This is a genomic window from Streptomyces sp. NPDC048606, from assembly GCF_040650855.1.
Taxonomy (GTDB): Bacteria; Actinomycetota; Actinomycetes; order Streptomycetales; family Streptomycetaceae; genus Streptomyces.
On sequence record NZ_JBEZIB010000005.1, the window covers coordinates 181518 to 197879 of the forward strand.

General features: G+C 74.5%; 14 protein-coding genes. 8 read left to right on the forward strand and 6 right to left on the reverse strand.

Annotated features, from left to right (window positions below):
• Positions 1–55 precede the first annotated feature (55 nt).
• Positions 56–1327 carry a streptophobe family protein gene (locus AB0D01_RS07925; RefSeq protein WP_363054194.1) on the forward strand — a complete coding sequence of 424 codons (1272 nt, stop codon included), beginning with the start codon at positions 56–58 and terminating at the stop codon, positions 1325–1327.
• A gap of 116 nt (positions 1328–1443) precedes the next feature.
• On the opposite strand, the gene AB0D01_RS07930 is transcribed toward AB0D01_RS07925, so the two are convergent.
• From AB0D01_RS07930 to AB0D01_RS07940, 3 genes are read right to left on the reverse strand one after another with little or no spacing between them, the layout of a single operon-like run.
• Positions 1444–2409, reverse strand: a complete 966-nt coding sequence (locus AB0D01_RS07930) for a serine/threonine-protein kinase (protein ID WP_363054195.1) — start codon at positions 2407–2409, stop codon at positions 1444–1446.
• Positions 2409–3044 (reverse strand): hypothetical protein, encoded by a 636-nt coding sequence (locus AB0D01_RS07935; RefSeq protein ID WP_363054196.1) that lies wholly within the window; start codon positions 3042–3044, stop codon positions 2409–2411. Before AB0D01_RS07935 ends, AB0D01_RS07930 begins: the two co-directional genes overlap by 1 nt.
• A gap of 9 nt (positions 3045–3053) precedes the next feature.
• Positions 3054–5507, reverse strand: a complete 2454-nt coding sequence (locus tag AB0D01_RS07940) for an FHA domain-containing protein (RefSeq protein WP_363054197.1) — start codon at positions 5505–5507, stop codon at positions 3054–3056.
• A gap of 155 nt (positions 5508–5662) precedes the next feature.
• Between AB0D01_RS07940 and AB0D01_RS07945 the strand changes: the two genes are divergently transcribed.
• From AB0D01_RS07945 to AB0D01_RS07965, 5 genes are all read left to right on the forward strand, one after another.
• On the forward strand, positions 5663–6763 hold the full coding sequence (locus AB0D01_RS07945; RefSeq protein ID WP_363054198.1) for a cation diffusion facilitator family transporter: 1101 nt from the start codon (positions 5663–5665) through the stop codon (positions 6761–6763).
• A gap of 55 nt (positions 6764–6818) precedes the next feature.
• Positions 6819–7331 (forward strand): NUDIX domain-containing protein, encoded by a 513-nt coding sequence (locus AB0D01_RS07950; protein ID WP_363054199.1) that lies wholly within the window; start codon positions 6819–6821, stop codon positions 7329–7331.
• 48 nt (positions 7332–7379) lie between these two features.
• Entirely contained in the window at positions 7380–8636 is a 1257-nt protein-coding gene (locus tag AB0D01_RS07955) for a Tm-1-like ATP-binding domain-containing protein (protein WP_363054200.1), read from the forward strand.
• Between the two features lie 269 nt (positions 8637–8905).
• Positions 8906–10546 carry a serine/threonine-protein kinase gene (locus AB0D01_RS07960; protein WP_363054201.1) on the forward strand — a complete coding sequence of 547 codons (1641 nt, stop codon included), beginning with the start codon at positions 8906–8908 and terminating at the stop codon, positions 10544–10546.
• Complete coding sequence (locus AB0D01_RS07965) at positions 10543–11145, forward strand: hypothetical protein (RefSeq protein WP_363054202.1); 603 nt, start codon at positions 10543–10545, stop codon at positions 11143–11145. Before AB0D01_RS07960 ends, AB0D01_RS07965 begins: the two co-directional genes overlap by 4 nt.
• A 58-nt stretch (positions 11146–11203) precedes the next feature.
• Here the strand turns inward: AB0D01_RS07965 and AB0D01_RS07970 are convergent, their stop codons facing one another.
• Both AB0D01_RS07970 and AB0D01_RS07975 read right to left on the reverse strand, forming a co-directional pair.
• Entirely contained in the window at positions 11204–11524 is a 321-nt protein-coding gene (locus AB0D01_RS07970) for a DUF6191 domain-containing protein (protein ID WP_363054203.1), read from the reverse strand.
• A 369-nt stretch (positions 11525–11893) separates the two neighbouring features.
• Positions 11894–13183: a bifunctional GNAT family N-acetyltransferase/ATP-binding protein gene (locus AB0D01_RS07975; protein ID WP_363054204.1), complete on the reverse strand. Its 1290-nt coding sequence runs from the start codon at positions 13181–13183 to the stop codon at positions 11894–11896.
• Between the two features lie 286 nt (positions 13184–13469).
• Between AB0D01_RS07975 and AB0D01_RS07980 the strand changes: the two genes are divergently transcribed.
• Positions 13470–14849: a hypothetical protein gene (locus AB0D01_RS07980; RefSeq protein WP_363054292.1), complete on the forward strand. Its 1380-nt coding sequence runs from the start codon at positions 13470–13472 to the stop codon at positions 14847–14849.
• Between the two features lie 147 nt (positions 14850–14996).
• On the forward strand, positions 14997–15740 hold the full coding sequence (locus AB0D01_RS07985; protein WP_363054205.1) for a trypsin-like serine protease: 744 nt from the start codon (positions 14997–14999) through the stop codon (positions 15738–15740).
• 109 nt (positions 15741–15849) lie between these two features.
• Here the strand turns inward: AB0D01_RS07985 and AB0D01_RS07990 are convergent, their stop codons facing one another.
• The gene (locus AB0D01_RS07990; RefSeq protein ID WP_363054206.1) at positions 15850–16335 is read right to left on the reverse strand and encodes an NUDIX domain-containing protein; all 486 of its coding nucleotides are present in this window, start codon (positions 16333–16335) and stop codon (positions 15850–15852) included.
• Between the last annotated feature and the right edge of the window lie 27 nt (positions 16336–16362).

Below are 16362 nucleotides of genomic sequence, written 5' to 3' on the forward strand. Positions count from 1 at the left end.
CCATTGAGCGCCGTCCGGGTGGTGACCGCAAGCCGAGGATGCCTACGGTTGACGGGTGAGCCCTACCTCTCCGAAGGCCTGGGGCGACGCCCTGGTGGCCGTCGTCGCCGGCTTCGCGGTGATGACCGCGGTGGCCGCCGCGGGCCTGGCCTTCGCCGGCGCGGGCGAACTGCCGGCCGGAGCCTTCCCCCGCGTCGTGGCGGCGGTCGTCGTGATGGCCGCCGGCGGCGCGATCAAGGTCACCGGCGACGCCGGCCCCCTGGCCGGGGCGGACGTGAGCCTCTCCGTGCTGCCGCTGTCGGTGAGCCTGGCGGGCGCGCTCGTCACCGGCTGCCTGTTCCTGCGCCCGATGCGTCACCACGCGGTGGTCCGACCCGGTGAACTCCTGGCCCGCGTCGCCCGTACGGTCGTGCTCTGGGCGGTCCTCCTCGTCGTCTTCGCGCTCCTGGCCCGCCGGACCTTCGGGCTCACCGGCGGCGACTCCCCGATCGGCGAGATCGGGGAGATCGGGGAGATCATCGACGCCGCCCCCACGGTCGGCTTCCGCGCGGACGTGCCCCCCACCCTCGGCTTCGGGCTGCTGTGGATCCTCGGCCTGCTGCTGATCGCCCTCTTGGTGTCCCGCCGCGCGCCGCTCCCCGCCGGACTGCTGCGCTTCCACACCGCCGTCCGCCCGGCCGCCTTCGCGACGACCGTGCTGCTCCTGGCGTACGTGGCCGTCGGCGCGGTCGCCGGGCTGGTGGTGGCCCTCACCCAGGGGCACGCCGCCCGCACCCTGGCCGTGGTCCTGCTCGGTCTGCCGAACCTCGCCTGGCTCGCCCTCACCGTCGGCTTCGGCGGTGCCTGGCAGGGCCGGGTGGAGGGGCCGTTCGGATTGCCGATGCCACAGCTGCTGGACCGCGTCGTGCGCGGCCCGGAGCTGTCCACCGTCGACGTGGCCGGACTCGCCCGGCAGGACGCCCGGGCGTGGTGGCTCGTCGTGTTGGCCGCCGTGCTGTTGCTCGGCGCGGGTGTGCTCGCCGCCGTACGTTCCCCCGCGCGGGTCCCCGCCTGGCGGCACGCGCTGCACCTGGCGGTGGCCCTCGCCCTGGCCACGCTCACGGTCTGTCTGCTGGCCCGCGTCCAGGCCCAGTTCGGCCTGTCCGTCCTCGGCATCGGGGACGTCGGCGGTCTCGGCGGCTCCGTCGAACTGACGCCGCTCCTGTGGCGCACCACCGCGCTCGCCCTCCTGTGGGGGGCGGTGGCGGGATTCCTCGGGGCCCTGCTCGCCCGCCCCCTGCGCCACCGCGGCCGGGTCGCACCGCCCTCCGCCCCGGACCGAACCTGACGCCGTACGGGCCCTGACGCCGTACGGGCCCTGACGCCGTACGGGCCCTGACGCCGAACCGCACCCGACACCGAACCGCACCAGACTCCGGACCGCGCCCGCCACCACCCCACCCGCTACCCCGCCCCGCGCCCCCGGAAGACCGGCAGCGCCCAACCCGGCGGCTCGGGCGGCCCTCCCCCGACCGCCGAACCCGCCGCTGCGCCGAGCGCCGCACCCGCCCGCCGCAGGGCGGCGGTGAACTCCAGGCAGCTCGCCCACCGCTCCTCCGGCGCCTTCGCCAGCGCCTTGGCCAGCACCGCGTCGACCGCCCCCGCGAGTTCCGGCCGCCGGGCGCCGACCGGGGGCGGCGGGTCGTACTGGTGCGCCCACAGCAGGGCCAGGTCGTCGTCGCGCCGGAACGGCGGTCCGCCGGCCAGCATCTCGTGGACCACGCACCCGAGGCTGTAGACGTCGCAGCGGCCGTCCACGGGCTTGCCGGCGATCTGCTCGGGCGCCACGTAGTCCAGGGTGCCGACGAACTGCCCGACGCTGGTGAACCCCGTCAGCGACAGGGACTTCTTCGTCAGTCCGAAGTCCGTCAGGTACACGTGCTCGGGGTGTTCGCTGTCGGTGCCCTCCGCCACGAGGATGTTGCCCGGTTTGACGTCCCGGTGCACGAGGTCGTGGTCGTGGGCGGCGTCGAGGGCCGAGGCGACCTGTCCGGCGATGCGGGCGGCGGTCTCCACCGGCAGGGGCCCGGTCCGGTCCAGCAGGGCGCGCAGGTCCTGGCCGGGGACGTAGCGCATGGCGATGTAGAGCAGGCCCTCCGCCTCGCCCGCCTCGAAGACGGGGACGATGTGAGGGTGGTCGATGGCGGCGGCCACCTTCGACTCGTGGGCGAAGCGCCGGCGGAAGTCGTCGTTGCGGGCGAGTTCGGGTGCCAGCACCTTCAGCGCCACCGTACGGTCCAGGCGCAGGTCACGGGCCCGGTAGACGACGGCCATGCCGCCGCGGCCGATCTCGCCCTCGACGAGGTAGCCGGCGATCCGGCGTCCCGCTGGGTCCGCGGGTCGCCCGCCGAGCGGGTCGGCGGCGCCCATCAGCGTCCTCCCGGCTCGGGCCGCCGCGCGACGCGGGTCGGCTCGTGGGGCACGTCCCGTCCGCCCCGGGGCGTCTCCCCGACGCCCGTGTCGCCCCGCGCGCCGGGATCCACCCCGCCCGACCCCGGCCCCGGCTCGGGTTCCGCCTCCGCCGGGTCCGCGAGGACGGCGTAGGTCTGCGGTCGGCCGCCGCCGTCCGCGTACAGCCAGCGCCCCGTCGTGTCGTCGTAGACCCATACGGATTCCCCGTCGATGACGATGCCGGCGCGCAGGCCCGTCACGGCCGCCCGGAAGGCCCCGCACTCGCCGCGCGCGGCCGTGCGGTAGCGCTCCAGTACGTCGGCGGCGCGGGTGAGGAGCGGTGCGGGGTCCTCGGCGCGCGCGAGGGGCCGTCCGGTGGTCGGCGGGGGCTGCGGTACCGCCACCAGGAGGCGACCGTCGACCCACGCGGACCACCCGTTGGCGCAGAGGATCTCCCCCCAGTCGCCCCGTCGCGCCAGCAGCCGTACGGGCAGGAAGGGGTCCAGGGAGGCGGTGGGTCGCGCGACGTCGGGGGCCTCCCAGGCGGGCAGGCCCTCCCCGGGGACGACGTGGGTGGGGCGGAAGTCGGTGCCGGGGTCCGCCGGGTCGCTCATCGGGGCGGCCTACTTCCGCATGATCGCGGGCTCGTGCCGCCGCAGCAGCCACGCGACCAGCAGTCCGAACAGCACGGACAGGGCGAGGAGCATGCCCATGTTCAGCAGCCAGACGCCGCCGGAGTGGGCGAAGAGGGGGTCGTCGGTGAGGGGGCCGGGGACGATCCGGGCGAGGTCGATGGTTCCTGCCATCGCGCCGAGCGCCCAGCGCGCGGGGACGAACCAGGCCAGTTGTTCGATGACGGGGACCCCCGCGAGCTGGAGGAGGGCTCCGCAGAAGACCACCTGCACGATGGCGAGGAGGACCAGCAGGGGCATGGTGACCTCCTCCTTCGTGACGAGGGCGGAGACCAGCAGCCCGAGCATCATGGCCGTGAAGGAGAGCAGGGCGACGGCGAGGGTGATCTCGACGAGGGGCGGGAGGAAGACCCCGGAGGCCTGCGGGAGGCTCGATCGCACGCCGAAGAGGCCGACGAGGGTGAGGACCACGGCTTGGGCGACGGTGATGGTTCCGAGGACCACGACCTTGGACATCAGGTAGGCGGATCTGGACAGTCCCACGGCGCGCTCGCGCCGGTAGATGACGCGTTCCTTGACGAGTTCGCGCACGGCGTTGGCCGCGCCCGTCAGTACGCCGCCCACGCACAGGATGAGCAGGGCGTTCATCGCGGTCTCCCGCGTGAGGGTGCCGCCGGCCAGGGCGCGGGCCATGGCGCCCATCACGAACGGCAGCGCGATCATGATGGCGAGGAAGGTCCGGTCGGCGCCGAGGGCGGCGGCGTAGCGGCGGACCAGGGTGGACAGTTGGGAGCCCCAGCTCTGCGCCTTGGGCGGGGCGGGGGCGAAGCCGGCCGGGCCGGGCGGGGTGGCGTCGGCGCGGTGGCGGGCGGCGGCGCCCGCCACGTAGGCGCGGTACTGGGGGGAGGCCGCGTACTGGCCGGCCCAGTCGCGGTCCTGTTGGTTCTCGAAGGCCTCGAAGGCCTCGGGCCACTGGGTGAAGCCGAAGAAGTCGAGGGTCTCGTCGGGGGGTCCGAACCAGGCGATGCGGCCTCCGGGGGCCAGGACCAGCAGGCGGTCGCAGACGTCGAGGCTCAGCACGCTGTGGGTGACGACGATGACGGTGCGGCCGTCGTCGGCGAGGCCGCGCAGCATGTGCATGACGGAGCGGTCCATGCCGGGGTCGAGTCCGGACGTCGGTTCGTCGAGGAAGAGCAGGGAGGGCTTGGTGAGCAGTTCGAGGGCCACGGAGACGCGTTTGCGCTGGCCTCCGGAGAGGCTGTGGATGGGCTGGTCGACGCGTTGCAGGAGGCCGAGTTCGGCGATGACCTCGTCGACGCGGGCCTGGCGTTCGGCCTTGGCGGTGTCCTGGGGGAAGCGCAGCTCGGCGGCGTAGGTCAGGGCGCGGCGGACGGTGAGCTGGGAGTGCAGGATGTCGTCCTGGGGGACGAGGCCGATGCGGCTGCGCAGTTCGGCGTAGTCGCGGTAGAGGTCACGGCCGTCGTAGAGGACATTGCCGTGGTCGGCGGGTCGCAGGCCGGTGAGGGCGCCGAGGAGGGTGGACTTGCCGGCGCCGCTGGGTCCGACGACGGCGAGCAGGCATTTCGCGCCGACGGGGAAGGAGACGTGGTCGAGGAGGGTCTTGCGGCCGTGGTCGACGGCGACGGCGAGGTCCTGGACGTCGAGGGAGACCTCGCCGGTGTCCACGTACTCCTGGAGCTGGTCGCCGACCAGGCAGAAGGCGGAGCGGCCGATGCCGACGATGTCCCCCTCGCCGATGCGGGCCCGTTCGACGGGGGCGCCGTTGAGGTAGGTGCCGTTGTGGCTGCCGACGTCGACGATCTCGAAGGAGCCGTCGGTGAGGGCGTGCAGCTCGGCGTGCCGGCGGGAGACGACGAGGTCGTCGATGACGAGGTCGTTGCCGGGGTCGCGGCCGATGCGCAGGGCGGTCCGGGCGGGCAGGGGCCGGATGTGGGTGGGGTTGCGGAAGGTGCCGGTGAGGGAGGGGTGGGAGACGCGGGAGGGGCGCGAGGTACGGGAGGCGGAGGCCGGGGTGGCAGGCGAAGGCGAGGCGGAGGCCGGGGTGGCAGGCGAAGGCGAGACGGAGGTCGAGGAGGCAGGGGTGGCCGAGGGGCGGGAAGCCGAGGCACGGCCGAGGAGGAGGGCGCGCGGGCCGTCCTCGACGCTGCCGAAGCGCAGTTCGCTGCCGGGGCCGACGGTCCACGCGTGGACGCGGTGTCCGTCGGCCCAGGTGCCGTTGGTGCTGTTCTCGTCCTCGACGGTCCAGTGGTCGCCCTCGGGGCGCAGGACCGCGTGGTGCCAGGAGACGCGGGCGTCGTCGAGGCAGATCTCGCAGAGGGGGTCTCTGCCGACGTGGTAGGTGCGTCCCGGACTCATCTCGGTGGAGCCGCCGGCGGTCTCCAGGACGAGTTCGGGCGCGGTCGGCACACCGGGGCGCTGGACCATGCACAGATTTTCCCACGATCCGCCCGCGCCGGCATAACCGCAGGTCAGAGCCCTCTTATAGGTAATGACAACGGTCCCCGTTGCAGCCTTTGCCGTTCCGCTCGCGGTGCGCTTCACTTCACGCGTCGGAACCGAACAGACGGGGGATGAATGCGATGAGCGGGTACGGGCACGGGGCGCGGGACCACGACGGGGCCCACGACCACGAGGGGTCCCAGAACCACGACGGGCACGACCACGACGGCCACGGCCACGGCCACGACGCCCACGGGCACGCCGGGCACGCCGGGCACAGCCACGGTGTGGATCCGGACGCCGACCGCCGGTGGCTCGCGATCGCGCTCGGCCTCATCGGGGGCTTCATGGCCATCGAGGTGGTCATCGGCGTGATGGCCCATTCGCTGGCGCTGATCTCCGACGCCGCGCACATGCTCACCGACGCCGTCTCGATCGTCCTGGCCCTGATCGCGATGCGGCTGGCGGCCCGTCCGGCGCGCGGCGGTTTCACCTTCGGGCTCAAGCGCGCGGAGATACTCTCGGCCCAGGCGAACGGGCTGACGCTGTTGCTGCTGGCGGTGTGGCTGGCGTACGAGGCGGTACGACGGTTGCTGGATCCGCCTCCGGTCGAGGGCGGGCTGGTCCTGGTCACCGCGCTGGCGGGGATCGTCGTGAACGTGGCGGCGGCCTGGTGCATCTCGCGGGCGAACCGTTCCTCGCTGGCCGTCGAGGGTGCCTACCAGCACATCCTCAACGACCTGTTCGCGTTCATCGGGACGGCCGTCTCCGGCCTGATCGTGGTGACCACCGGCTTCGTCCAGGCCGACGCGATCGCCACCCTCGTGGTGGTGGCGCTGATGGTGAAGGCGGGCTACGGGCTCGTGCGGGAGTCCGGACGGATCTTCCTGGAGGCCGCTCCGGCGCACCTGGACCCCGACGCGGTCGGTGACCGGCTCGTGCACCACCCGCCGGTGACCGAGGTCCACGACCTGCACATATGGACGATCACCTCCGGGCAGGCGGCCCTGTCCGCGCACGTCCTGGTGGAGCCGGCGGGCGACTGCCACGCCGTACGCCGCGACCTGGAGCGGATGCTGGCGAAGCAGTACGGGATCACCCACACGACCCTCCAGGTGGACCACGTCCAGGACGCGCTGCTGTCGGTGGGGCGGCCCGGCGAGGCGGGCGTGGACGACGGTGACGGGCACTGCGCCGAGGCCCACGGCCCCGTCCACCGCCAGGGCCCGCACGCGCACTGACCCGGGACCCCCCGCGCGGGGTAGGCGGAGCTCCCGACGGGGGATACATGGAGCCATGACCGGACCGAAGAGGTACAGGCGCAGTGCCGGGCTGTTGCTGTTCCGCCGCACCGGGGACCCGTCGGCGGGGCGGGACGGCCCGGCAGGCCCGGGGTTCGAGGTGCTCCTCGGGCACATGGGCGGTCCGCTGTGGGCGGGGCGGGACGGCGGGAGCTGGGTGATCCCCAAGGGCGAGTACGGGCCGGACGAGGCGCCCCGGGACGCGGCCCGCCGCGAGTTCGCCGAGGAGTTGGGGTTGCCGGCGCCGGAGGGCCCGTACCTGCCGCTGGACGACGTACGGCTCAGCAGCGGGAAGCTGGTGACGGTGTGGGCGGTGGAGGGCGATCTCGATCCGGCCCTGATGGTGCCGGGGACCTTCACGATGGAGTGGCCGCCGCACTCCGGGCGGGAGCGGGAGTTCCCGGAGTTGGACCGGGTGGCGTGGTTCACCCCCGAGACGGCTCGAAATAAGCTGATGATCGGGCAAATGCCCTTTCTGGACAGGTTGTTGGCATTACTGGACGGTTGACCCGACCTTTACTTGCCAACAAACCCCACGTGCATGGACATTGCACATATGACGAACGTCGTGCTGGTGGGAACCCTGGACACCAAGGGTGTCGAGTACGGCTGGCTGCGCGAGCGACTGCTGCGCGCCGGCGTCGAGGTGGTACTGGTCGATACGGGGATCATGGGAGAACCCCGTGTGCCCGCGGACGTGCCGCGCGACGCGGTGGCACGGGCCGCGGGAACGGAACTGTCACGCCTGCGCACGGACGCCGACCGGGGCGCGGCCGTGACGACGATGGCGCGGGGGGCCGAAGCGGTCCTCTTACGCCTGCACGCCGAGGGTCGGCTGCACGGGGTGCTCGCCATAGGCGGCAGCGGGGGCACCTCGATCGCGACGCGGGCGATGCGGGCCCTGCCGCTGGGCGTGCCGAAGCTGATGGTCTCCTCCATGGCCTCCGGGGACGTGGCCCCGTACGTCGGCTCCGCGGACATCACGATGATGTACAGCGTGGTGGACATCGCCGGGATCAACAGCGTCTCGGCCCCGGTCCTGACCAACGCCGTGGAGGCCATCGCCGGGATGGCCCGGGGCTACGCGCGGTCCGGGCCGGAACGCCGGCGCGCGACCCGGCTCGGGGCGGGCGGGAGACCGCTGGTCGCGGCGAGCATGGCGGGCGTGACCACCCTGGGCGTGGACGCGGCCCGGGAGCGGCTGACGGAACTCGGCTACGAGGTGCTGGTCTTCCACGTCAGCGGCGCCGGAGGCCGCACGCTGGAGAAGCTGGCCGGTCAGGGCGTGTTCGCCGGGGTCTTGGACCTGACCCTCAGCGAACTCGCCGACGACCTGTGCGGCGGGATCCTCACGGCCGGACCGGACCGGCTCAGCGCGGCCGGGCGTGCCGGGATCCCGCAGGTGGTCAGCCTGGGGGCGCTGGACATGGTGAAGTTCGGGCCGCTGGAGACCCTGCCCGAACGGGCCCGCTACCGACGGGTGCGCGTCCACAACCCGTCGATCACGGTGATCCGTACGACCGAGGCGGAGTGCGCGGAACTGGGCCGCCGGGTGGCCGCCAAGCTGCGGGCGGCGACGGGGCCGACCGCCGTCTGCCTGCCGCTGCGCGGACTGTCCACGCTGGGCGCGCCCGGTGGGCCGTACCACGACCCGGGCGCGGACCGGGCGCTGTTCACGGCGCTGCGGGACGGGCTGCGGGGCAGCGCGGCCACGCTGTACGACTACGACACGCACATCAACGACCCGGCGTTCGGGCGGGCCGCCGCCGATCGGTTGCACGCGATGATCGGCGCGGTGTCGGCCGCCGCCTGAGCCCGCGCGCCGTCCGCCTGCGCCCTCTCGCTTCCCGCCCCGGCGCTCGCCTCCCGTCCCGAGGCTCGCCTCCCGTCCCGAGGCCCCGCGAGGCCTCCCGAGGCGTACCGCTCCGGACCCGACGGTCCGTCCGATGTCACACTCCGGTGACGTGGGCGGTGGTTGGGAACCGGCCGTGGCGGAAACCACGTCACAAGGGGGTGGCTGGTCGGGGGACGACCGGCCGGCCGCCCGCGGGTGGTCCGGGACGCCACGGACGGGGGCGAACGATGAGCGACGGCTGGACGGTACCGGGGTACAGCGAGGTCCGCGAGCTCGGCGCGGGCGGCAGCGGCCGCGTCGTGCTCGCCGTCCACGACCTCACCGGGACGGCGGTGGCGGTGAAGTACCTCTCCGACCGACTGCGGGAGGACCCGGCCTTCGTACGGGAGTTCCGGGCGGAGGCCCGGCTGCTCGGCGGGCTGGTCTCCCCGTACGTGGTGGGGTTGTACGAGTACGTGGAGGCGCCGGGCGGCGCCGCGATCGTGATGGAACTGGTCGACGGGGTCTCGCTGCGCGCGGTGCTGCGGGAGTCCGGTCCGGCCGACGCCGAAGCGGCGCTGGTCGTCCTCAAGGGGTCCCTGCTGGGGTTGGCGGCGGCGCACCGGGCGGGCGTCGTGCACCGCGACTACAAGCCGGAGAACGTGCTCGTCGCGCCGGACGGTTCCTCGAAGCTGGTGGACTTCGGCATCGCGGCGGGGCGCGGCGACACCCCCGGGGTGGCGGGCACCCCCGCCTACATGGCTCCGGAGCAGTGGCAGGGCCGGCCCGCCTCGCCGACCGCGGACGTGTACGCGGCCACCGCCACCTTCTTCGAGTTCCTGACGGGACGAAAGCCCTACGACGGGACCAACTTCGCGGAGTTGGCCGTCCAGCACATCGAGGCGCCCGTTCCGGAGACCGAGGCGCCGGAGGCCGTGCGTCCGCTGATCCGGCGGGGTCTGGCCAAGAGCCCGGAGCAGCGGCCGGAGAACGCCGAGGCGTTCGTGGCGGAGCTGGAGCGGATCGCGGTGGCGGCGTACGGGCCGCAGTGGGAGGAGCGAGGGCAGCGCAAGCTGGCCGCGCTCGCCGCGCTGCTGCCCCTGCTGTTCCCGTCGGCCGGGGCCGCCTCGGCGGGCACCACGGCGGTGGCGCAGACCTCGATCGGCACCTCGGATTGGGCGCCGGGGCGCGGCGGCTGGTTCGCGTCGGGGCTCGCGCTGGTGTTGGGGGCGCTGCTGGTCCTGACGACCGACGCGATCGGGGGTACGCCGCCGCAGTCGTCGGCGATCAGCTCGTTCGCCACGACGAGCCCGGCCCCGCCGGGAGCCGGGCCGAACGCCTCCCCGTCCGGCTCTCCGTCCGCGCCGGTCTCGCCCTCGCCGGGGCCGTCCGCGTCGCCGTCGGCGTCGCCGACGCACTCCCCCACGCCGACCGCCTCGGCCTCGCCCTCCCTTTCGGCGAGTCCGACGGCGAAGCCGACCGTGACCTGGACGACGACGCCGACGCCCACCCACACCCCCACCCATTCGACGCCGACGCCGACGCCGTCGCCGACCCTGCGCGTCACCAAGCTGGACGTCTCGCTGCGGCCCGGGGTCTACCGGGGCGAGGCGACGGTGTCGCTGGCGACGCAGGGGTCGGGTCCGGTCACGGTCGTCCTGGAGTGGTTCCTGGGCGAGCGGCAGGGGGACTTCTCCGTGCCGGACGGGCGGGACACCGTCGTCGTCCAGGCCGGTTCCCTGGCCACGGTGGTGCAGACCCACTCCTTCACCCGGGGGCGCGGCTGCTTCGGCGGGGTCCGCGTCACCACCAAGCCCGCCGCCGGGAACGTGTCGGCGTCGGACTCGCGGCCGCTGCCGCGCTGCCAGGACCAGGAGCCCCCACGATGAGCGACCCCAGGGCCCCGCAGGGGGACGACGACTACAGCGCCACCGTCCTCGGCAGTCACTGGTTCACGGGACCGCCGCCTCCGCGGGACGCCGCCCCGGACCGGGTGGAAGGGTCGGTGTTGCGTTTCGGGCCGGGGGTGACGGCTGCCATGCCGGCGCCGTTCCCGCTGGTGGTGGGCCCGCCCGCGCCCGTCCGGCGGCGCGGTGGCGGGTGGCGGCGCTACACCCTGGCCGTGGTGGTGTTGGCGGCGGTGCTCGGATACCTGGGCTGGCAGCGGTTCGGGCCGGGCGTCGAGGTGCGGGCGGTGTCGGTGGCCACCGCGCCCGACGGGCCGGGCTGTGACGGGACGGCCGACGTGGTCGCCGTCGTACGGACCAACGGGCGCCCCGGAACCCTGACCTACCGCTGGGTGCGCAGCGACGGCACCCGCTCGGAGGAGCTCACCGAGCGCGTGCCGGGCGGTCGCGACCGGGCCACCCTGCACCTGCTGTGGACCTTCCACGGTACGGGCGCCTACGCGGCGCGCGCGGAGCTGCAGTTGCTCACCCCGGACCGGATGACGGCGGCCACGGAGTTCACCTACCGCTGCCGCCCGTAGCCGTGGCCGTGGCGCCCGAGCCGGTACGCGGGCGCGCGGGTGGTCGGGGTGGAGGCGGTCAGCGTGCCGCGGCGCCGGGGACGCGGATCACGGCGAGGCCGCCGTCGAGGTCGACGCGGGAGTGCGGCGGGGCGCCGTCCTCCTCGTCGTCGCGCAGGACGAGGGCGCTCTGGCGTTCCTTCAGTTCGTTCTGCTTGCCGGGCGAGAAGCTCGCGTGCAGTTGCTCGAAGCCGGTGGCGGAAATCTGGCCCTGGCGGCCGTTCCACCGCCAGGGCAGGAGTCCGGCGCGGCCCGCGCGGACGAGCGCCAGGTCGAGGAAGGCCATCGCGGTGAGCAGCAGTGCCAGCCCCGGCAGGGTCATGAAGACGACGAATCCCATGGGGCGACGGTAACCCGGTCGGCCGTTCGGTGGGGAGGGCGGGGCGGGGGCGGTCCTTTCGGCCGGGGTGGGTGTGGCCGCCCGGCCGAGGTGCGGGCGGGGGGCCGGCTGGTTGACTCGTAGAGGTCGAGGAGGGTGCGCAGGGCGCCCACCGACACAGGTACGCGTCACGTTCCAGCCGGCGATCACCCCAACCGGAACGTGGCCGTCCGCGCGGGCACCCACGCCGCGCGGGAGGCCCGCAGCCGCTTTGGGGAGTGGCTGCGGGCCGTTCTCGTCTTCACGTGTAACCGTCCCCGCCTCTGCACGTGTAACCGTCCCGCGCCTCTTCACGTGTAACCGTCCCCCGCCGCAACCGGGGGACGGGGATCAGGACCGCGCGTGCGCGGTGATGTCGGCCTCGAACTCCGTGGTCATCTCCGGGGTCACGGTGGGCCGGCACTGGGCCACGGCCGCGAGGTAGTCCCCCGTCGTCGCCCCCAGCTGCGCGGCGGCCGCTCCGCGCGCGCCCACCGCCTCCAGGTCCCGTTCGAAGGAGACCTGGGCGGCGGTCCGCGCCGCGTGCTCGATGTCGGCCGGGGTGAACAGCTCCGTCGCCGCGACCAGCTCCGCCACGTCCACGTCCTGGCGGCCGGCCGTGTAGCGCGACCAGATCGCGGCGCGGGCGGCGGCGTCCGGGGTGCCGATCGGGATCAGGTAGTCGAAGCGGCCGGGCCGCAGGAAGGCCGGGTCCAGGGAGCGGATGGAGTTGGTGGCGCACACCAACAGCCGTTCGTCGCCCTCGCGGAAGCGGGGTATCAGCTTGAGCAGCTCGTTCGTCACCCCGTGCATCCCGCCCGGGTGCGCGGGCTCGCCGCGCACGGGCGCGATCTCCTCGACCTCGTCGATGAAGACGAGCACCCGTTCCAGCTCGGCGATCCGGGCGAAGGCGTCGCGCAGGGCGGTGGCCAGGTTCCCGCCGTCGGCCAGCCGGGAGGGCAGCAGTTCGACGAAGGGCCAGCCGAGGCGGGAGGCGATGGCGCGGGCGAAGGTGGTCTTGCCGGTGCCGGGCGGGCCGAAGAGGGCGATGGCGCGCGGGGGTCGCACCCCGTGCGCGGCGGCCCGTTCCGGTTCGGCGAGCGGCAGCACCACGCGGCGCTCGATGAGGTCCTTCTCCGTCTCCATGCCGGCGACCTTGGCCCACAGGTCCCCCTGGAGGAAGCGACCGCCGAGGTCGTCGAGGAGGCCGGCCGCCGGGCCGTGCAGCGGCTCGGTCTTCTCGAAGTAGGCGACGGCCGGTTGGCGCGTGTAACCGGCGTTCAGCAGGCCTTCGCCGAGGAGGTCCTCCTCGGGCAGCACGTAGGCGATCCGGCCGACGCGCGCGGCGATGAGCCTGCGCTCCAGCTCCACGAGCAGGGCGCTGGCCAGTCCGCGACCGCGCCAACCGGCGGCGATGGCGATGCGCATGACCCACGCCCGCTCCCCCGTCACGCAGGCGAGCGCCGCTCCGATCGGCACGCCCTGGTGGACGGCGACCACGCAGGGCTGGCGGTCGGTGAGCGCGCTGATGCACTCGGCGAGGGAGAAGACGGACTCCTGGCCGAGTTCGGCCGTGGTGTCTATGAGATGGACCACTGCCGCGAGATCGCTCTCGCGGTAGTCGTGGATGAGCCAGTTCACCGGGTACCGCCCCTCGTTCGTGCTCCTGCGGCGAGGCTAGGGGCCGCCGGTCCCGCCGCTCACGCTCCGTCGTGCACAACAGCGGGTCCGGAAGTCCGCCGCCGCGTCCATAGACTGGGATCTTCCGCCGAAGCCGCACACCGAGGACCCGGGCACCTTCATGAGTTCCGACATATCCGACGGCCCCCCGACCCACATACCGGGCGGTCGCTCGGGCAGAGGCCCGGGCGGCCGCGGGCGACACCTCGTGTGGCTGCTCCCCGTGCTGTGGACCCTCGCCCTCGGAATGTGGGGGCTGTCGCGGCAGGACAGCGTGTGGCGCGACGAGGCGGCGACCTGGCAGGTGGCCGGTCGTACGCCCGGCGAGATCTGGGCCATGCTCGGCAACGTCGACGCCGTGCACGGTCTGTACTACCTGCTGATGCACCTCGTCTTCGAGGTGTTCGGCGCGAGCACGACAACGCTGCGCCTGCCGTCCGTGCTCGCGATCGCCGGCGCCGCCGCCTGCGTGGCCGTCCTCGGGCGTCGTCTGGCGGGCCCCTGGGCGGGCCTGGCCGGCGGGCTCGCCCTCGGGCTGCTGCCCGCCGTGCAGTTCCACCTCCAGGAGGGCCGCCCCTACGCGCTGGTCGCGGCGGGCGCCGGCCTGTCGACCCTGCTGCTGGTCTCGCTGCTGCGTCCCACGGCCGGTGGGCGCGCGGGGGCGCGCTGGGCGGCGTACGGGCTCGTCGTGCTCGTGTGCGCCCTGCTGAACTGGCTGTCGCTGCTGATCCTGCCCGCGCACGCGGCGACCCTGTGGTGGGTACGGGCCCGGCGCGGGGTGTGGCTGCGCTGGTCGGCGTACGGGGCGGGCGCGGTGGCGGGGGCCGCCCCGCTGATCCTCTTCAGCCGCGGCCAGTCGGACCAGGTGTCGTGGATCCCCCCGACCACCTGGCACATGATGATCGGCCCCGCGATCCTCTTCGCGATCGGCGGCCTGGCGGCCCTGGCCGACCGTCCGGACCGCGCCCGGGTCTCGGCGTCGGCGGTCGGGCTGCCCCTGCTGGTGGTGCCGCAGCTGGGGCTGATCGGGCTGTCCCTCGTCCGACCGCTGTACCTGGACCGGTACGTGCTGTTCGGCATGCTGGGGCTCGCCCTGCTGATCGGCGCCGCGCTGGGCGCCGCCGTACGGGCCTGCGCGCCCCGTTTCCCGAGGGCGTCGGCGCTGCTCGTCCCGGGGGTGGTCGGGGTGTCGGTGCTGGCGCTGCTGCCGGTGCAGCTCGGCAAGCGGGCCCCGGCGAGCCGGGTCGACGACGTCCTGTCGGTGGCCGCCGAGGTGGCCCGGCTGAAGCGGGACGGGGACGCGGTGGTGTTCGTGCCGGCCGCCCGGCGGGACACCGCCCTGGTGTCCCCGCGGGCCTTCACGGGCCTGGCGGACGTGGCGCTCGCCGAGAGCCCGGCGGCGTCGGCCACCCTGAAGGGCGTGGAGGACGAGGATCCGGCCGCGCTCCGCTCCGCCCTGCTCGCCCATTCGCGGATCCTGCTGATCGCGGACGCGGCCCGGGTGGCGAAACCGCCGGCCGCCGCCCGGGACCGGGTCAAGACGGCGGTCCTGCGCGAGCGCTTCACCCCGGTGGAGGAGCACGAGACGCGCGGGCGCCGGGTGACGCTGTACGAACGCCGCGGCTGATCCCGGCCGGCCCGGGCCCGGCCGCCCGCCCCGGCCGCCCCGGAAGCCCCGGAAGCCCCGGAAGCCCCGGCCGCCGGGCCCGGATTCACAGCCGATTCACATGGACCACCGGGCTCCGGTCACAGGTTCGCCGGGGAGGCTCGGTGCATGATCCAAACCAACCTCCCCCGGCGGGCGGCCCGGATCCTGCTCGCGCTGACCGCGGTGGCCGCGCTCGTGAGCGTGGACGTCCCGGACGCCCGCGCCGTACCGCCCCTCGGCGTCACCGCCGAGGCGCCGCCCGACGCGACCTCCGCGCGCGTCGGCGCGCTGTTCGCGGGCGGCCTGGACGGCGGACACTTCTGCACCGCCGCCGTGGTGCGCGGCGCGGGCCGCGACCTGATCGCCACCGCCGCGCACTGCCTCGACCATCCGGACTCCACCGTGTTCGCGCCGGGCTACCGCGACGGGAAGGCCCCGTACGGGGTGTGGCGGCTGGACCGGGTGTACGTGTCCCCCGGCTGGACCGACGGAGAGGACCCCGACGACGACATCGCCTTCGCGACCCTGGTCCCGCAGGGCGGGGTGCGCGTGGAGGACCTCGTCGGCGGCTTCCCGGTGGCCGCCGAGCAGCCGGACGACGTGACGGTGACCGTCCTCGGCTACCCGAGCGACCGGGAGGCACCGCTGCGCTGCGCGAACTCCACCTCCCTGTTCTCGGACACCCAGCGGCGCGTCGACTGCCCCGAGCTGAGCGGTGGCACCAGCGGCAGCCCGTGGCTGGCGGACGGCGCGCTGGCGGGGGTGCTGGGCGGCCACGAGGGCGGGGGCACGGTCCCGGAGGTCTCCTACAGCGCCGTCATGGGCGAGGCGGCGCGGCGCCTGTACCGGGACGCGGCGGCCGCCGGCTGAGCGGTACGGGACCGCCCGCACCCGGGGCGGCACGCCGTGGGGTCGGCGCACCCGGGGCGGGCCCCGGCGCCGGCTCCGGGGCCCGCCCCCGGCGCGTTCCGCGTGCGGGCTACTCCGCGAGGACGTCCGCGGCCTCGAACCACGTCGGCTCGTCGCGCATCGCCCGATGGATCCGGTCGAGGGCGAAGGGCCCCATGGACGGCAGGGCGTCCGTGTCGAACCAGGCCACCTCCAGCGACTCCTCGTCGTTGACCCGCGCCCGGCCCCCGACGGCCCGGCACCGGAAGGTGATGTCCTGGAACTGGCAGACGTCGCCGTTCGGGTAGACGACCGGTCGCTGCATCTGGACGAGGACGACCCGTTCGGGCACGCACCGCACGGCGGTCTCCTCGTGGACCTCGCGCACCGCGGTCTCGGCGGGCTGCTCGCCCGGTTCGGCGATCCCGCCGATCACGGACCACTCGCCGTTGTCGGTCCGGCGCCCGAGCAGGACCCGGCCCGCGTCGTCGAAGACGACGGCGGACACGGCGGGCAGCAGGAGCAGCTGCTGCCCGGCGCGGGCGCGGATGGCGCGGATGAACTCGGGTGTGGACATGCCCCGACCCTACGAGACCGCGGAACG